The organism is Paracoccus marinus (genome assembly GCF_007018965.1).
In the GTDB taxonomy this organism is placed as follows: Bacteria; Pseudomonadota; Alphaproteobacteria; order Rhodobacterales; family Rhodobacteraceae; genus Paracoccus; species Paracoccus marinus.
Genome location: NZ_VJYZ01000009.1, coordinates 1 through 15,084 on the forward strand (window position 1 = coordinate 1; position 15,084 = coordinate 15,084).

Consider the following 15,084-nt stretch of genomic DNA (forward strand, 5'->3'; position numbering starts at 1 on the left):
TTCCAGAGCCCCATCGCCTTCGAGCGAAAGGCCCGCGAAGTGAGCTAAACGCTCTCCACAAAAGCCGGGCAAGTCCACATCGACAAGTCGCGGCCTGTGCGCATCTATCTGGTGAACGTGACCGAGTTCGACCCGATCAACTCGTTGCACCTGCATGCGAATTTCTTTGACTACTACGATACCGGCACCACCCTGACGCCGACGCTGCGCACGGTCGATCTGATCATGCAGTGTCAGGCGCAGCGCGGGATCCTCGAGTTCAGCTTCGCCGAGCACGAGGACGGCATGTACATGTTCCACGCCCACCAGTCCGAATTCACCGAGCTTGGTTGGGTCGGGATGTTCGACGTTCGGGGGCCAGAAGCATGAGCGACCAGAGCCAACCCACCCGCCCCGCAATGATCCGGCTGCTGCTTCTGTTTGTGCCGCTGGCGGTCATGCTTGGCGCCTTCGTCTGGATCGCGTCGCTCGATCCCCTCCGCAGTTTCAACAATGGCGCGCCTCCGGTCGAGGCGCTGACGGTGGAGCGGACGATTCTGGACGAGACCGGCATCCAGATTCTGGTGCGCGCGGGCGGTTCAGAGGCCATGCAGATTGCGCAGGTTGCCGTCGACGATGCCTATTGGACGTTCACGCAGGCCCCTCCGGGGGCCGTCGCGCGTGGCACTGCCGTCTGGGTTCGCATCCCTTACCCATGGGTGCTGGGTGAGGCGCATCGTGTGGCGCTGCTGTCCAACACCGGCACGGCGTTTGAACATGAAATCGCCGTAGCCGTGCCGACGCCGAAGGCCACGGCGGGCCAGCTGCGCATTCAGGCGCTGGTCGGGGCGATTGTCGGCCTGTTGCCCGTGGCGCTCGGCCTGATGTTCTATCCGGCGATGCGCGGTGTCGGGCGGACCGGGATGAACTTCCTGCTCGCGCTGACCGTCGGGCTGCTGGCCTTCCTGCTCATCGACATGACCTTAGAGGCGCTGGAGCTTTCAGCCGGAGCCGCCGCATTGTTCCAAGGCTCGGCCATGGTCTGGCTGACGGCCTTGGCGTGCTTTCTGCTGCTGATGGCGATCGGACGCTGGCGCGGCCAACCGGAGGGTCTGGCGCTCGCCTTCTACATCGCCCTCGGGATCGGGTTGCACAACTTTGGCGAGGGGCTGGCGATCGGGGGCGCCTTTGCCGCCGGATCGGCGGGGCTTGGCACGTTCCTCGTCCTCGGCTTTGCGCTGCACAATGTGACCGAGGGGATCGGCATTGCAGCGCCGATGCTGCGGATTCGACCGCCGCTCTGGACCTTCGCAGCCCTGACGCTTCTGGCTGGCGGCCCGGCCGTGCTGGGAATGTGGACGGGCAGTCTGGCCTATGCGCCGCAATGGTCGGCCTTGGCGCTGGCGGTCGGGGCCGGTGCGATCCTGCAGGTCATGGTCGAGGTCAGCGCCTACCTGATGCGTCAGAACAGCGACCGGCAAGCGGCACTGTTTTCCCCCGCCGTTCTTGGCGGATTTCTTGGCGGGCTCGCCTTCATGTACGCGACGGCGGCGCTGATCAAGGTGTGACCCGGACCATTCCCCGGCGTCGGATCATGGCGAGATCCGGCACACCGGCTTTTGCCGGGCGCAATCCGCGCGCTTGTCGCTGACACAATCGTCGCCGTGAACATGAGCTTTCTGCGCAGCGTTCTGCTCCGCCGACGGCTCACCGTTGTGTGACGACAGGAGTTCGCTCTTGAACCTCAAGTCACTGGAGGCTTTAGGGAGGACGCAAGAAGAGGAGTGACGGATCGGATGCGATTGACACGGCTGCAAAAAAGCCTCTGGGCGGCGGCGGGTATTGCCATGCTGGGCTACGGGACGATGTTTCTGATTGCAGACCGTTTGCCCGCGCCGGTGGTCGAGGCCCCGTTCCGTCCCACCTTCGCACTCCCCGACGCCGAAGGGCGCCTGCGGACCCCGACGGAATTCGGGGGGAAACACATTCTGGTTTTCTTCGGGTTCACCAATTGCCCCGACGTCTGCCCCACGACGCTGGCCGATGTCGCTCAGGTCATGGACGATCTGGGCGACGAGGCCACGCAAGTGCAGCCGCTCTTCATATCCATCGACCCCGAGCGCGACCGCAGGCTGGGTATTGCCGAATTCACCGCTGCCTTCCATCCCACCATCCTCGGGCTTGCCGGGGATGCGAACCAGACCCGGGCTGCGGCGGACAGCTTCCGCATTCACTACGCGCGCGAAGACGATGCCGCCGCGCCCGACGGCTATTCCATGTCGCACAGCCCCGCGCTTTACCTCATCGGGCCGGAGGGGGACTGGCTGCGTCAGTTCACCTATGGCACGCCCGCCGCCGACATCCTTGCCGACCTCCAGAACCGCCTCTAGGAACATCACCATGAAGCTCCCTGTTATTGCCGTTTTTGCCTTCGGCCTTTCCGCCGGCCTCGCCCAAGCAGAACCCGTCCGGCAGGGCAACCTTGAGATCGACGCGGCCTGGGCACGCGCCTCGATCGGTACCTCGCGGCCGGGCGCCGCCTACTTCACCGTCCGCAACTTCGGCGACGAGGGCGATCGCCTGATCGGCCTGTCCTCGCCGGTCTCGACCATGACCATGCTGCACGAGACCACCCTTTCCGAGGGCATCTCCCGGATGGCCCATGTGGAGGCGGCCGAGATCCCCGCGAGCGGCGAACTCACACTCGAGCCGGGCGGGATGCACGTCATGCTGATGGAACTGGCCACACCTCTCCGGGAGGGTGCCACCTTCCCGCTGACGCTCGCCTTCGAGGCCGCGGGCGAGGTCACGGTGGAGGTGCATGTGTTCGGACCGGGCGCCACGGGACCTGCGGAATGAGCCTCTCGCGCCGGCTCCTTCTCGGCGCGGGCGCGGTCACGGCACTCGGCGCCGGCGCGCTGGGTCTGGGCTGGTGGCAAGTGGACGGGCCCGGCGCGGCGCAGCCGGCGAGCCCTACCCGCAACCTGCCTCGACCGCTGGGCGAAATGGACGTCACGCTCACGGACCATCGGGGCCGTCGGGTGACGATCTCGGACTGGGTCGGCAGGCCGAGCCTGGTTTTCTTCGGCTTCACCTGGTGCCCCGACGTCTGCCCCACCACGCTCTCGGACATCTCGCTCTGGCTGGAGGAGCTGGGGCCAGACGCCGACCGCCTCAACGTGGCTCTGATCTCTGTGGACCCCGAGCGTGACACGCCGGAGGTTCTTGCGGACTACCTCGGCTATTTCGATCCGCGCATCGTCGGTGTGACCGGAGAGCCAGGCGAGGTCGCCCGCATTCTTGGCGACTTCCGCGCGAAGGCAGAGCGCATCGAGGACGTAAAGGGTGACTACACCATGAATCATACTGCCGGTGTGTTCCTGTTCCGGGCCGACGGAAGCTTTGGCAGCATCATCGACTTTCACGAGGACCGAAGGTTCGCCGTTCCCAAGATCCGGCGGGCCATGAAAAAGGAGCAACCATGATTGATCGTATTCGACGCTTCACGCAGGGCGTAGCGGTCCTGCTGACGACGACCTCGGCCGCCATGGCCGCCGATCGCGGAACGGTCCATGTGGTCGAAGGGACCGGCTGCGAATGCTGTTCCCAGTGGACCGAGTATCTGCGCCAGAACGGCTTCGAGGTGACATCCGAGGAACGCTACGGTGCTCTTCTGATCCGGCACAAAATGGACTTGGGCGTCCCGACCAGTCAGTTGTCGTGCCATACGGGAGAGATCGACGGCTATTTCATAGAAGGCCATGTCCCCGCGGCCGACATCGAGCGCCTTCTGAAAGAGAGGCCGGATGCCGCAGGGCTCGCGGTTCCCGGAATGCCCTATGGCAGTCCCGGGATGGGACCCGAAAACAAGCGTAAAGCCTACGACGTCAATCTTGTTAAGCGGGATGGCTCGGTTGAGGTGTTCTCGCACTACCCCGCCGCGCAATAATCTCCGGATGATATAAATTGCCGATGCTTCGACCGAACCGCCGTCATTTTTCGCTCACGATGCTCGCGGCTCTGGCCGCGTGCGGCACGCAACCCCCCGTCTTGAAGAGGTACCTGGGGCCTCCGGTGACACAGGTCGTCGTTCAGAAGGAGCGGCGCCGAATGTACCTGCTCAGCGGGCAGACGGTCCTGAAATCGTATGACTTCGGACTGGGAAACGAGCCCATCGGCCACAAGCAGTTTGAAGGCGACGGAAAGACCCCGGAGGGCCTCTATTACATCGACCGTTTCAATCCCCGCAGTCGATACCATCTTTCAGTGGGGATTTCCTATCCGAATGAGCGGGACCGAGCTTTTGCGGAGCAGTTCGGATTGGATCCGGGCGGTGATATCATGATCCATGGCCGCGGGCCGGAGGGAAAGCGTCTGGTCAGACAGAAGCGGGACTGGACGGCGGGCTGCATCACGGTCAGCGACGACGAGGTCGAAGATATCTTCGCGATGCTGCGCCTCGGGGTGCCGGTGATGATTTACCCCTGATATCATGGCTCGTAGGTGAGGGCGGGCCGGAGATGTCTCCGGCTCCGCCCTTCGATGGTAGATCAGAAGACCGCGACCTGTGTGCCTATCTCGGCGACCTCGTAGAGTTTCAGGACATGCTCGTTATAAAGACCGTAGCATCCGTTCGACGATTTGCGGCCGATCTTCCGGGTGTCGTGGGTTCCGTGAATCAGATATGCAGGCCATGAAAGATAAAGGCCGCGGACGCCCAGCGGATTTTCTGGCACGCCTCCTTCGACGCGTTGCGGCAGCGAAGGATCTCTCTCGCGCATGCTCGGGGTCGGGGTCCACGGAGGGTTTTCCGCTTTTCTGACGATCTCGGTCTTTCCTCTGCGGGTCAGATCCTCGGATACGGGTACCGCTGTAGGGAACAACAAGTATACCGATTCGTCGGCAGACCAGTAATGCAGCGCCCGCGAGGTCACATCAGCAAGGATGACGCCCTTTCCCAGACTCGGATAGAAATCGCTCCAATGCCACGCGCGAAAAGACGACTGATTGCGGCGTTGATCGGCGTCCGGGTCTACCTGAAACACGCCGAGGTCGGGGGCCGCCCCTCCGGCGGAACCGTAGACAGGCATTCCGGTATAAGGGTCGATATTCTGTGCGAAACTCCGTCCGGCCGGAAGGACGAGCGCCGTGGCCATCAGTCCGGTCAAGAACTGTCGGCGCCCGCTCGATCGATCTGCCTGTGTCATGTCCCACCTTTCGCTATTGTTTTCATTGCGATACTAGCTGCCCACTGCTGCCCTTCAAGAACAATGGAGATCATGACCCATAACGCCTGCGTGAGACGGATAGGCGAAGTGTCTCACGTCGACGTGACCTGGTGTTGGCGCTGGGCTGGGCTGCACCTCAGGTGGCCTCCTTCGCTACGGGCTGCAGCCGTGCTGGCCGTCCACGTCGTCGAGGGCACTGGTTGCGCCTGCTGCACCCGCGCACGGCTTCTGGGGGCGGGAAGAATGCAGTGTCACCGAAGAGGAGTTCTACGGAGGCCCCTTTCGTGAGCCACAAGCTCGACAATGACCTACCCCAAGGAGGATGATGTCCTGCCACACCGCGCCGACCACCCATCTATCGGCCTCGCGCGCTCGTCTCGGCCTGATAGCTCCGCTCGCGTTCCGGCCACGTGCTCTTGATGTAGGCGAGCACGGCCCGGATCTCGGCGTCGCTGAGGACATCGGCAAACCCGGGCATGTCGCTCTCGTATCCGCCCCCCACGATGGCGGCGGTGCCTTCCTTGACGATCCGGAACAGGATGTCGTCCGGATGATGCCATGTGTGGCCGGTGGCGTCGTGCGGGGGAGCCGGCAGGCGCCCGGAGGGCAGAGGCATTTGCCAGTCCGGCTGCCCCTCAAGCTGCGCGCCATGACATGCGGCGCACTGGGTCTCGTAAATGGTGCGGCCCAGTGCGATCGTCTCGGCATTCTCCGCATCCGCCCGCAGCCCGACAAGGATCCAGGTGGTGATGAGCGCGGAGGCGGTGAGGCCGATGAGGGTTGGTATCCGGAGCATCATTTGGCATGCTGGGCGAGCCAGTCCTGCAGGAACACGATCCGCGCGTGCTGTTCGTCGCCGGTGACTTCGGCAGACTGATGGCAGAAACGGTCTGAACGCATGTCGGCAGCACCATGATCAGCGGAACACTTCGCCTCCTCGGCCGTTCCCACAGGATGCAACGGCGGACCCCCCGGACGAAAGCCGGATTCGTCTGGCAGAAGCTTGCGAACGCACTGGCGCTTCTTGCAACTGCCATGCTCATCGCCCATGGCGCGGCGGCCGGAAGTCTGGTGCCCCACAGTCATGCCCACATCTCCGTCCACGCCGAATCTTCGCCGACGGCGACGAACGTGGCGGACCCCGTCCCGCATCACGCTCCTTCGATGGCTGTGGGGGAGGAGCCCAGCGATGACAACCATGACACGCTCGCCTGTTGCGGAGATGCGTGCCTGGCAGCGCTGATCCCCGGCCGAACCGCCGATCTGAAAGAGCCGCGCAGGAGCGATCAGAAGTTTGTGATGCCAGTCTCCTTGCTCAGCGGGCTTGCCCCGGATGGGCCGCGCCGTCCGCCGCGGGACCATCTGATCTGATCGTTACCCATCGTGAGCGCGTGTCGCGCCTTGCTGCCTGGCGTCGCTCGCGCCGGAGGGATGAGAAGACGGTCTGAAGACGCCAGGAAAGTCTTTTCGTGTCATCGCTGGCTGCGAGTGCCGAGCGCCACGCTTGCTGCTTCTCTTCCCGGCGCTTTCCGAAGATGGAGAATACAAATGCACCAGATGTCCCCTGAAATGCAGAGCTGCATCGACGAATGCCTGAGCTGCCACAGCACTTGCCTCAGCATGGCCATGAACCATTGTCTTGAGGCAGGTGGCCGGCATGTCGAGCCGGAGCACTTCCGGCTCATGATCGCCTGCGCCGAAATTTGCCAGACCGCGGCGAATTTCATGCTGATCGGCACCAGTCATCACAAGCATCTCTGCCGTGAGTGTGCCGAGATCTGTGAGGAATGCGCCCGGAGCTGCGAGCAGGTCGGCGACATGCAGGAATGCGTGGATGCGTGCCGCCGGTGCGCCGAGAGCTGCCGGAAAATGGCGGCCTGATCCCCACCGAAACCAGTTACATCAAAGGAGAACCCTTATGCGCAAGTTTGAACTCGCCGCCGTCGTTGCTGCCCTTCTCGCCGCGCCCGCGGCTTTCGCTCAGGAGAGCGGGACAGGCGGGCAGGCTGGCCACATGGCGGGACAGGGAGGTCCCATGCCCGACCTGTCGATCCTCCCGCAGGGCTGCCAGGACGCCATCCAGCAGTCCGGGATGCCGGGGATGATGCAGGGCATGGACATGTCCGCCATGATGGGAGGCATGGAGGGCATGGATGAGGCCCAGCAAGCCTCCATGCAGGCCATGATGGAGATGAACGGTCCGATGATGGCCACCCACACCATCGAGGATCCCGACCTCGCCTTCCACTGCGGGATGATCGCGCATCATGCGGGCGCCATCGCCATGGCAGAAGTCGAGCTGAAGTATGGCGACGATGAGGAGTCGAAAGCGATGGCTCAGAAGATCATCGACGCCCAAGGCCCGGAAATCGAGGAGATGACCGCCTGGGTCGAGGAGAACGCGGGCCAGCAGTAAGGACTCGGGCCGCCGGAGCTTGGAGCTGCGGCGGCCTCAACGACCGCGACGATGCATGATGCGCGGTCAGCAGGAGGCGAACCCATGTCGATGTCTCACGGCAGCCATACGGGCCACCTGCCCGCGAGCGGTGATCGCAAAGCGCTTGTCATCTCCGGCTGGCTCACCGGCCTTTACTTCATCGTTGAACTCGGGATCGGCATCTGGACGGGCTCGGTCGCCGTCATGTCGGATGCCTTCCACACCTTCTCGGCCGTCGGCGGCGTGCTCATCGCCTTTGTCGCCATGCGCCTGAGCGAGCGGAAGTCCAGCCCGGCGCGCACCTTCGGCTACATTCGCGCGGAGATCCTCGGCGCCCTCTTCAACGGCCTCTTTCTCGTCGGAATGGCCATTTTCGTGCTGTGGATGGGCGCGATGCGCCTCATGGAGCCGATCGAGTTGGCCACCACGCCGATGCTGATCGCAGCAGCGGGGGGCATCGCCACCGAGCTTGTCGCCCTCTGGCTCCTGTACGAGCGCCAGAAGGACAACCTGAACATGCGGGGCGCCTACTGGCACATCCTGCAGACGTTCGTCGGCAGCTTCCTCATCATCATCTCGGCCCTGGTGATCCGCTTTACCGGCTTCCTCGCCGTCGACCCGCTGCTCGGCATGGCCTTCGGACTGGTGCTGCTCTGGGCTTCCTTGGGGCATCCTGCGCGAGTCGCTGCACATCCTGCTGCAAGGCACGCCGGAGGACCTGGATCTCGAGGCTGTGATCGCGGCCATTCGGGAGCTGGAGGGCGTGACGGACGTGCATCACGTCCATGCCTGGAGCCCGACGTCCGGGCGCAACGTGTTCTCGAGCCACGTCTGCGTTCGAGACTGGCAGGATGGCGAGCGGGTGCTGAGGGAGGTGAACAACCTCCTGCGCGACCGGTTCAAGGTCTACTTCTCGACCACGCAGATCGAGGAATACTGCCTTGCCGTTGAGGAGGGAGCTGCCGAGATCGATGTTACGCGGCCGAAGGCGAAGTCCCGGCAGGCCGTGCGGGCGAGACCGGAAGAAGGGAGCGCCCAGCATGAACACTGACGCCGCGGCTTCCGCCTGGCGGCTTACTCTTGACCTTCCAACGACAGGAAGGTGCAGGACGAATGAGGACGATTCTCGGGCACTTCCCGGACGAGGTACATGATGGCCAGCAAGAGCAAAGACCAACACCCTGCCCCCCTCCACATGGAGAGCAGTTCTCGCGTCGGCGGCCATGAGCATCGCGGGCCGGGACATTCTCACGAACACGGGCATGCTCACTCGGGGCACCACGGGACGGAGCATTCGCACGCTGCGGAGGCGACTCCGACAGACAGCGTGCATCGGGTCAAGGACCCGGTCTGCGGCATGATGGTCGATCCCCATGCGACGCAGCACAAGGCCGAGCATGCGGGGCGGCCGTATTACTTCTGCTCGGCCGGATGCCGCGCGAAGTTCCTGGCCGAGCCGGACCGCTACCTCGACCCGGCCGCTGCGGCGGCAAAGGCCGAGCCCGTGCCCGAGGGGACGATCTACACCTGTCCCATGCACCCAGAGATCCGGCAGGTGGGGCCGGGATCCTGCCCGATCTGCGGCATGGGGCTGGAGCCTGTGCTGGTCAGCCTCGAGGCGGAGCCCAATCTCGAACTGATCGATATGCGGCGCCGCTTCTGGATCGGGCTGGTGCTGACGGTCCCTGTATTCATTCTGGAAATGGGCGGCCATTTCCTCGGGCTGGACCGCTACATCGATCAGCAGACCTCGAACTGGATCCAGCTGCTCTTCGCGACCCCGGTCGTCCTGTGGGCCGGGTGGCCCTTCTTCCAGCGCGGCTGGCAGTCGCTGGTCACGCGCAATCTCAACATGTTCACCCTGATCGCCATGGGCACGGGGGCGGCGTGGATCTACAGCGTCGTTGCGACGCTCGCGCCAGACATCTTCCCGGACGCCTTCCGCCAGCATGACGGGTCGGTCGCGGTTTATTTCGAAGCCGCAGCGGTCATCACCGTGCTCGTGCTGCTCGGACAGGTGCTGGAACTCCGGGCGCGGGAAAGCACCAGCGGCGCAATCCGGGCGCTGCTCGATCTCGCCCCGAAAACCGCACGGGTCATCCGTGATGACGGCACCGAAGAAGAGGTGCAGCTCGACACTGTCCATGTCGGCGACCGCCTGCGGGTGCGGCCGGGCGAGAAGGTGCCCGTGGATGGCGAGGTGCTGGAAGGCCGCAGCGCCGTCGACGAGTCGATGGTGACGGGCGAATCCATGCCGGTGACCAAGGAGGTCGGCTCGCGGGCGATCGGGGGGACCATGAACCAGTCCGGCGCGCTGGTGATCGAGGCCCGCAAGGTCGGACGCGACACCATGCTGTCGCAGATCGTCCAGCTTGTCGCAGAGGCACAGCGCAGCCGTGCCCCGATCCAGCGACTTGCCGACCAGGTGTCGGGCTGGTTCGTGCCGGCGGTGATCGTGGTCGCGGTGCTCGCCTTCATCGCCTGGTCGATCTGGGGCCCGGAGCCGCGCTTCGCCTATGCGCTGGTCGTGGCGGTTTCGGTCCTGATCATCGCCTGCCCCTGCGCGCTGGGTCTGGCGACGCCGATGTCGATCATGTTCGGCGTCGGCCGCGGCGCGCAGAATGGCGTCCTGATCAAGAACGCCGAGGCGCTCGAGCACATGGAGAAGGTCGACACGATCATCGTCGACAAGACCGGCACACTGACGGAGGGGCGTCCCGCCGTCACGGCCATCGTTCCCGCTGCCGGTCTTACCGAGGAGGAGGTGCTGCGCCTGGCCGCCAGCGTCGAGCGGGCGAGCGAGCATCCGCTGGCGCTCGCCATCGTGCGCGCGGCAGAGGAGCGGGGGATCGCGACCGCACCGGTTGCGGATTTCGACTCGCCGACCGGGAAGGGCGCCTATGGCACGGTCGAGGGCAAGCGCATTCCCCTCGGCAACGCAAACTTCCTGGCCGAAGAAGGGGTCGATGTGACGCCGCTGGCCGCGCAGGCTGACCGGCTGCGCCAAGACGGGGCGACCGCGATCTTCATGGGCGTGGACGGAGAGGTCGCCGCAATCTTCGCCATCGCCGATCCGGTCAAGCCCTCCACGCCTGAAGCGCTTGCCGCGCTGAAGGCCCAAGGCATCCGCGTGGTCATGCTCACCGGCGACAACTGGACCACAGCGAAGGCGGTCGCCCGACAGCTAGGCATCGACGAGGTCGAGGCGGAGGTCCTGCCGGACCAGAAGAGCGAGGTCGTGCAGCGGCACAAGGCGGCGGGCGAGGTGGTGGCGATGGCGGGCGACGGCGTCAACGATGCCCCTGCGCTCGCGGCCGCGGATGTCGGCATCGCCATGGGCACCGGCACCGACGTGGCGATGGAGAGCGCGGGCGTCACCCTCCTGAAGGGCGATCTCACCGGCATTGTTCGGGCGCGGCGACTGTCTCAGGCGGTGATGCGCAACATCCGCCAGAACCTTTTCTTCGCCTTCATCTACAACGCGCTCGGTATCCCGATCGCCGCGGGGGTGCTTTATCCGTTCTTCGGCATCCTGCTGTCGCCGATCATCGCGGCAGCCGCCATGGCGCTATCCTCGGTCAGCGTGATCGCGAATGCGTCTCGGCTGCGGGGCGTGAAGCTGTGATGTCCGGGTGGCATCGTGGGCCGTTCCCGCGAGCGCATCTGACAGGCGACATCTTGCCGCGGGACGCCGGCGCATTCTCACCCGTTCGTGGGTCGCGCTCCGGACTAGCCGGTGAGATCATGGAGTCCACGAAGAAAGGTTTGACGATGCGGAACGATCACACCATCGGCCGGCGGGCCGTTCTCGCGGCCGCCGCCGCACTTCCGTTCCTGCTGTCGATGCCGGCGTGGGCGCGGGCCGAGGCCCTGCCGCTCGTGACCGTCACCAAGGATCCGTCCTGCGGCTGCTGCGACGGCTGGATCGCGCATATCGAAGCCGCGGGCTTTCCGGTGCGGGTCGTGGACTCGGACGACGTGTTCAGCCTCAAGGAGCGGCTCGGCGTGCCGGCCGAGCTGACCTCCTGCCATACGGCCGAGGTGGACGGCTATGTGGTGGAGGGTCATGTGCCAGCTGCCGCGATCCGCCGCCTGCTGGCCGAGCGGCCCTCCGGGACGGGACTTGCCGTTCCCGGAATGCCTGCCGGCTCGCCCGGCATGGATTTTTCCGGGGTCGAACCCGAGCCCTATGAAGTGCTCCTGTTCGGTCCGACCACCCAGACCTTCGGGCGCTACCTCGGCGCGCAGGAAATCTGAGCCAGGCGCCTCCACATGACCGTCCACCTTGCCGCCGATCCGATGCAGCTCAAGCCGCGAGCGATGGCCCTTGCCCGCGTCAGCAGCGCATCAGCCCGGCTCGACACCGAGAAGGCAGGTGGCTCATGAGCGGGCGCTTCAGAGTTGCGTTCGCGGCGAGATGCGGCCGATTGCGCCAGTTCGCGATCGGCATCCTGTTGCTTGCCATCAGCTCCCTCGTTCTGCAGGGCGTAGCGCATGCCAGCCCGACCGGACACGCCCTCCACCGCGAACAGAGCGCGGCCACGGCGAGCCACTGCGGCCAACATCACCTGCCCGGCGATCACGGGGCAGAGACATCTGCAGGCTGCGAGAGTGATGACGGCGGCCAGATGCTGGCCGACTGCTGTCAGACCTGTCTGATCGCCGCCGTTCCCGTCGGGCCGCTGACGTTCGGGCCGTCCGTGAATGGTGAACTGTTCAGGGTCATGCACCGTGACCCGTGGGAACGATCCCCCGAAGGAATCCTGAGGCCGCCTCGTCTGATTGCTGCGTGACGGCCGCTCCGGCGCGACCGCCGGCAGCGCGCACTTCGAGCCCAGACGAACTTTCGGAGACCCGCGTCCGCGAATGTGACGCCGGCCCTCCGGTGCCAAGGATGAAAACCCATGAACCGAACTGCAATCGTTCTTTCCGTCAGCCTGCTGGCGGGCCTGCCGGGCGCTGCTCTTGCCCAGGCCGAACATGATACCCACCACCCGGGAACCCCGCCCGCCCAAGCGGAACAGGCTCCCGCGCCCACATCTCCCTCGGACCGGATGCCCGGCATGCAGGGCATCCCCGAGCATGGCCAGGCCATGATGCAGGCGATGCAGCAAATGATGCAGGGGGGCATGCACGGCGGAATGGCCGCACCCGGCGCTGACGGCGCCCCAACGAGCCATTCCAGCGCTCCCGACTTCACGCAGGCCTACGTCGCCGCGATGAATGAAATGCACGGACCGATGATGGAAGGCGTGATGGCCGGCGATCCGGATGTCGCCTTCGTCCGGGGCATGATCCCGCATCATCAGGGTGCGATCGACATGGCGAAGATCGTCCAGCAATACGGCGACGATCCGCAGACCAGGGAGTGGGCGGACCAGATCATCGCGGCGCAGGAAGGCGAGATCGTCGAAATGCAGGCCTGGCTGGCGACGAACGCCGGCGAGGCACCAACCGCCCTCGGTCAGACCGGCGGGACCGTCTACTCCGCCAACGAGGGCGGCAATTCGATCAGCGCCATCGATCTCGGCACGGGTTCGGTCGAGACCGTTGACGTCGGCGTGTCGCCGCACAATGTCGATCTGACGCCGGACGGAATCTGCTGCTGGCGGTCGGGAGCCCTGCCGCCGATCACGCGCACGGATCGGATGACGATGGACATGCCGACACCGATGCGGGCGGAGGGGTCCTGGTGGTGCTCGATCCGGAGCGACTGTCGCAGCCCGTCGCCACTGTGGAAGTCGGCGCGCATCCGGCGCATGTCGTCGCCGACCGCAGCGGGCGCGCCTATGCTTCGCTGTCCGGCGGGAACGAGATTGCGGTCGTCGATCTCGCACAGGCCGAAGTCATCGAGCGCATCGCGACCGGCGCCTATCCGCACGGGCTGCGCCTCAGCCCGGATGAGAGCGAGATCTATGTGGCCAATGTCGAGGACGGCTCGGTCTCCGTCATCGACACGCAGGACCTGACGGAAGTTGCGCGCATTCCGGTGGGCGCAGCGCCTGTTCAGGTCGGGTTCACGCCGTCTGGCGATCAGGTCTACGTCTCGCTGCGCGACGAGAACCGGGTGGCCGTCATCGACACCTCGTCCCGGCAGGTGACGAACAGGATCGACGTCGGGCCGAACCCGATCCAGATGTTCGCGACCCCCGATGGAGCCTACGTCTACGTGGCCAATCAGGGCACCGACGCGGAGCCGAACGACACGGTGTCCGTGATCGACACGGCGACGGGAGAGGTCGTGAAGACGATCACCACCGGGGGTGGCGCCCATGGCGTGTCGGCATCGGCCGACGGGGCTTACGTGTTCGTGACCAACATTGCGGACGACACAGTGTCGATCATCGATGTCGAGAGCCAGGACGTGGTGAGGACGGTGCCGGTCGGCGATCGGCCGAATGGCATCGTCTACGGCGACTCGAGCCGCTAAGGAGTTCGGCGCCGGAGCGGTCCAGCTCCGGCGCCAGACTTGGAGGCAGGGATATCATGTCCGCCTACACGGCCAGCGCCGGTCTGCGCGGAAGTGCAGGGCTTCTCCAAACGGTACTGGGTGCATCGGAATTGCCGCCGCCATCGCCCTCGTGGCTATCCAAGAGGTGAGAAGAGACAATGAGACTGATAGTGTTCGGACCACCAGGAGCAGGGAAGGGAACGCAGGCGCAGCGCCTGGCCGAACGCCACTCGATCCCTCAGCTTTCTACAGGAGATATGCTGCGCGCTGCTGTGACCGAAGGCACCGAAACCGGGCGGCGGGTCGACGCGATCATGGATCGCGGCGAACTCGTACCCGACGATGTGGTCAACCAGATGGTATCCGACCGGATCGATCAAGAGGATTGGCGCAAAGGGTTCATTCTCGACGGCTTTCCCCGGACAGTCGCGCAGGCGGAGTCCCTGACCGCCATGCTGGAGCAAAGGGGTGTCAGAATTGACGCAGTCATCGAACTGAAGGTCGATGAGACCTCGCTGGTCGAGCGAATGGAAAAGCGCGTCGCCGATACGCTGGCCGCTGGCGGCACGGCTCGCAGCGACGACAATCGGGATACCTTTGTCAGACGTCTCGACGCATATCGGAACAAGACGGAGCCGCTACTGGACTACTATCGCCGAAGGAGAGAGCTCATTACGGTTGATGGAATGCAGGGCATCGACGACGTGGCGCGCGAGATTGAGGACGTACTGACCCGGCGATCCTCGGGATCACGACGCTGATCCTGATCCTGGCGACAAGGAACGGTGAGGGACACCACCAGGCCGCTGCGTCCAGCGATCGATCGGCATGCTGCCTGCCGCCATATTGGTGCGGATTGCAGACCGCAGGCGCTCAGGCTCTTGCTAGCTTGTCTCAGGAGAGCAGGCCCGAGCCTGCTCTCTCATCACTGCGTAGTCGGTCAGCATTTCCGCGATGATCGAGCCTTCCGGCAACCACGCCAGTTCGTC

Annotated in this window: 18 protein-coding genes and 2 pseudogenes; 17 read left to right on the forward strand and 3 right to left on the reverse strand. The window is 64.9% G+C overall.

Translation table 11 applies throughout. The annotated features are described in order from the left end of the window. Nucleotides 1-78: 78 nt before the first annotated feature. The 7 genes from FNF32_RS05450 (at nt 79) to FNF32_RS05480 (ending at nt 4,467) form a co-directional block, all read left to right on the forward strand. The gene (locus FNF32_RS05450) at nt 79-369 is read left to right on the forward strand and encodes a multicopper oxidase domain-containing protein (RefSeq protein ID WP_281285646.1); all 291 of its coding nucleotides are present in this window, start codon (nt 79-81) and stop codon (nt 367-369) included. Next, nucleotides 366-1,547, forward strand: a complete 1,182-nt coding sequence (locus FNF32_RS05455; protein WP_036708058.1) for a ZIP family metal transporter — start codon at nt 366-368, stop codon at nt 1,545-1,547. Before FNF32_RS05450 ends, FNF32_RS05455 begins: the two co-directional genes overlap by 4 nt. Before the next feature lie 216 nt (nt 1,548-1,763). After that, a complete protein-coding gene (locus FNF32_RS05460) occupies nt 1,764-2,369 on the forward strand; it encodes an SCO family protein (RefSeq protein ID WP_231555239.1) in 606 nt (201 codons plus the stop codon). A 10-nt stretch (nt 2,370-2,379) separates the two neighbouring features. Beyond that, nucleotides 2,380-2,838: a copper chaperone PCu(A)C gene (locus tag FNF32_RS05465; RefSeq protein WP_036700241.1), complete on the forward strand. Its 459-nt coding sequence runs from the start codon at nt 2,380-2,382 to the stop codon at nt 2,836-2,838. Next, complete coding sequence (locus FNF32_RS05470) at nt 2,835-3,464, forward strand: SCO family protein (protein ID WP_131674988.1); 630 nt, start codon at nt 2,835-2,837, stop codon at nt 3,462-3,464. Before FNF32_RS05465 ends, FNF32_RS05470 begins: the two co-directional genes overlap by 4 nt. An 8-nt stretch (nt 3,465-3,472) precedes the next feature. Then, complete coding sequence (locus tag FNF32_RS05475; protein WP_036700310.1) at nt 3,473-3,928, forward strand: DUF411 domain-containing protein; 456 nt, start codon at nt 3,473-3,475, stop codon at nt 3,926-3,928. A 23-nt stretch (nt 3,929-3,951) separates the two neighbouring features. Next, on the forward strand, nt 3,952-4,467 hold the full coding sequence (locus FNF32_RS05480; RefSeq protein ID WP_036700235.1) for a L,D-transpeptidase family protein: 516 nt from the start codon (nt 3,952-3,954) through the stop codon (nt 4,465-4,467). A 62-nt stretch (nt 4,468-4,529) separates the two neighbouring features. Here FNF32_RS05480 and FNF32_RS05485 read toward each other — a convergent pair whose 3' ends face one another. The 3 genes from FNF32_RS05485 to FNF32_RS05495 all read right to left on the reverse strand — a co-directional run bounded on the left by FNF32_RS05485 (nt 4,530) and on the right by FNF32_RS05495 (nt 6,293). Beyond that, on the reverse strand, nt 4,530-5,186 hold the full coding sequence (locus FNF32_RS05485; RefSeq protein ID WP_074826734.1) for a L,D-transpeptidase: 657 nt from the start codon (nt 5,184-5,186) through the stop codon (nt 4,530-4,532). 376 nt (nt 5,187-5,562) lie between these two features. Continuing rightward, nucleotides 5,563-6,003 carry a c-type cytochrome gene (locus FNF32_RS05490; RefSeq protein ID WP_425467891.1) on the reverse strand — a complete coding sequence of 147 codons (441 nt, stop codon included), beginning with the start codon at nt 6,001-6,003 and terminating at the stop codon, nt 5,563-5,565. Further along, nucleotides 6,003-6,293, reverse strand: a complete 291-nt coding sequence (locus tag FNF32_RS05495; protein WP_131674986.1) for a hypothetical protein — start codon at nt 6,291-6,293, stop codon at nt 6,003-6,005. Before FNF32_RS05495 ends, FNF32_RS05490 begins: the two co-directional genes overlap by 1 nt. Before the next feature lie 462 nt (nt 6,294-6,755). On the opposite strand from FNF32_RS05495, the gene FNF32_RS05500 reads away from it, so the two are divergent. From FNF32_RS05500 to FNF32_RS05535, 10 genes and pseudogenes are all read left to right on the forward strand, one after another. Next, the gene (locus FNF32_RS05500) at nt 6,756-7,088 is read left to right on the forward strand and encodes a four-helix bundle copper-binding protein (RefSeq protein WP_036708060.1); all 333 of its coding nucleotides are present in this window, start codon (nt 6,756-6,758) and stop codon (nt 7,086-7,088) included. A gap of 37 nt (nt 7,089-7,125) precedes the next feature. Further along, nucleotides 7,126-7,623 carry a CopM family metallochaperone gene (gene copM, locus FNF32_RS15740; RefSeq protein ID WP_036708062.1) on the forward strand — a complete coding sequence of 166 codons (498 nt, stop codon included), beginning with the start codon at nt 7,126-7,128 and terminating at the stop codon, nt 7,621-7,623. Between the two features lie 90 nt (nt 7,624-7,713). Beyond that, nucleotides 7,714-8,250, forward strand: a pseudogene (locus FNF32_RS15880) (cation diffusion facilitator family transporter); the annotation flags it as partial. A 157-nt stretch (nt 8,251-8,407) separates the two neighbouring features. Continuing rightward, the gene (locus FNF32_RS15885; RefSeq protein WP_484217480.1) at nt 8,408-8,695 is read left to right on the forward strand and encodes a cation transporter dimerization domain-containing protein; all 288 of its coding nucleotides are present in this window, start codon (nt 8,408-8,410) and stop codon (nt 8,693-8,695) included. Between the two features lie 144 nt (nt 8,696-8,839). Next, a complete protein-coding gene (locus tag FNF32_RS05515; RefSeq protein ID WP_036708065.1) occupies nt 8,840-11,269 on the forward strand; it encodes a heavy metal translocating P-type ATPase in 2,430 nt (809 codons plus the stop codon). A 146-nt stretch (nt 11,270-11,415) separates the two neighbouring features. Then, a complete protein-coding gene (locus tag FNF32_RS05520; RefSeq protein ID WP_036700224.1) occupies nt 11,416-11,901 on the forward strand; it encodes a DUF411 domain-containing protein in 486 nt (161 codons plus the stop codon). A 125-nt stretch (nt 11,902-12,026) separates the two neighbouring features. Next, nucleotides 12,027-12,437 (forward strand): hypothetical protein, encoded by a 411-nt coding sequence (locus tag FNF32_RS05525; protein WP_036700223.1) that lies wholly within the window; start codon nt 12,027-12,029, stop codon nt 12,435-12,437. Between the two features lie 462 nt (nt 12,438-12,899). Next, nucleotides 12,900-13,046 (forward strand): annotated as a pseudogene (locus FNF32_RS15840) (DUF305 domain-containing protein); the annotation flags it as partial. A gap of 290 nt (nt 13,047-13,336) precedes the next feature. Further along, on the forward strand, nt 13,337-14,074 hold the full coding sequence (locus FNF32_RS15545) for a YncE family protein (RefSeq protein WP_246087705.1): 738 nt from the start codon (nt 13,337-13,339) through the stop codon (nt 14,072-14,074). Between the two features lie 179 nt (nt 14,075-14,253). Beyond that, a complete protein-coding gene (locus FNF32_RS05535; RefSeq protein ID WP_131674985.1) occupies nt 14,254-14,856 on the forward strand; it encodes an adenylate kinase in 603 nt (200 codons plus the stop codon). The last annotated feature ends 228 nt before the right edge of the window (nt 14,857-15,084 follow it).

What these genes read in the sequence shown, in the direction of transcription:
- FNF32_RS05525 (WP_036700223.1), top strand. Translation starts at nt 12,027, where the DNA reads ATGAGCGGGCGCTTCAGAGTTGCGTTCGCGGCGAGATGCGGCCGATTG.
- FNF32_RS05470 (WP_131674988.1), top strand. Translation starts at nt 2,835, where the DNA reads ATGAGCCTCTCGCGCCGGCTCCTTCTCGGCGCGGGCGCGGTCACGGCA.
- FNF32_RS05485 (WP_074826734.1), bottom strand. Translation starts at nt 5,186, where the DNA reads ATGACACAGGCAGATCGATCGAGCGGGCGCCGACAGTTCTTGACCGGA.
- FNF32_RS05480 (WP_036700235.1), top strand. Translation starts at nt 3,952, where the DNA reads ATGCTTCGACCGAACCGCCGTCATTTTTCGCTCACGATGCTCGCGGCT.
- FNF32_RS05495 (WP_131674986.1), bottom strand. Translation starts at nt 6,293, where the DNA reads ATGACTGTGGGGCACCAGACTTCCGGCCGCCGCGCCATGGGCGATGAG.
- FNF32_RS05455 (WP_036708058.1), top strand. Translation starts at nt 366, where the DNA reads ATGAGCGACCAGAGCCAACCCACCCGCCCCGCAATGATCCGGCTGCTG.
- FNF32_RS05500 (WP_036708060.1), top strand. Translation starts at nt 6,756, where the DNA reads ATGCACCAGATGTCCCCTGAAATGCAGAGCTGCATCGACGAATGCCTG.
- FNF32_RS05490 (WP_425467891.1), bottom strand. Translation starts at nt 6,003, where the DNA reads ATGCTCCGGATACCAACCCTCATCGGCCTCACCGCCTCCGCGCTCATC.
- FNF32_RS05465 (WP_036700241.1), top strand. Translation starts at nt 2,380, where the DNA reads ATGAAGCTCCCTGTTATTGCCGTTTTTGCCTTCGGCCTTTCCGCCGGC.
- FNF32_RS05535 (WP_131674985.1), top strand. Translation starts at nt 14,254, where the DNA reads ATGAGACTGATAGTGTTCGGACCACCAGGAGCAGGGAAGGGAACGCAG.
- FNF32_RS05520 (WP_036700224.1), top strand. Translation starts at nt 11,416, where the DNA reads ATGCGGAACGATCACACCATCGGCCGGCGGGCCGTTCTCGCGGCCGCC.
- copM (WP_036708062.1), top strand. Translation starts at nt 7,126, where the DNA reads ATGCGCAAGTTTGAACTCGCCGCCGTCGTTGCTGCCCTTCTCGCCGCG.
- FNF32_RS05515 (WP_036708065.1), top strand. Translation starts at nt 8,840, where the DNA reads ATGGAGAGCAGTTCTCGCGTCGGCGGCCATGAGCATCGCGGGCCGGGA.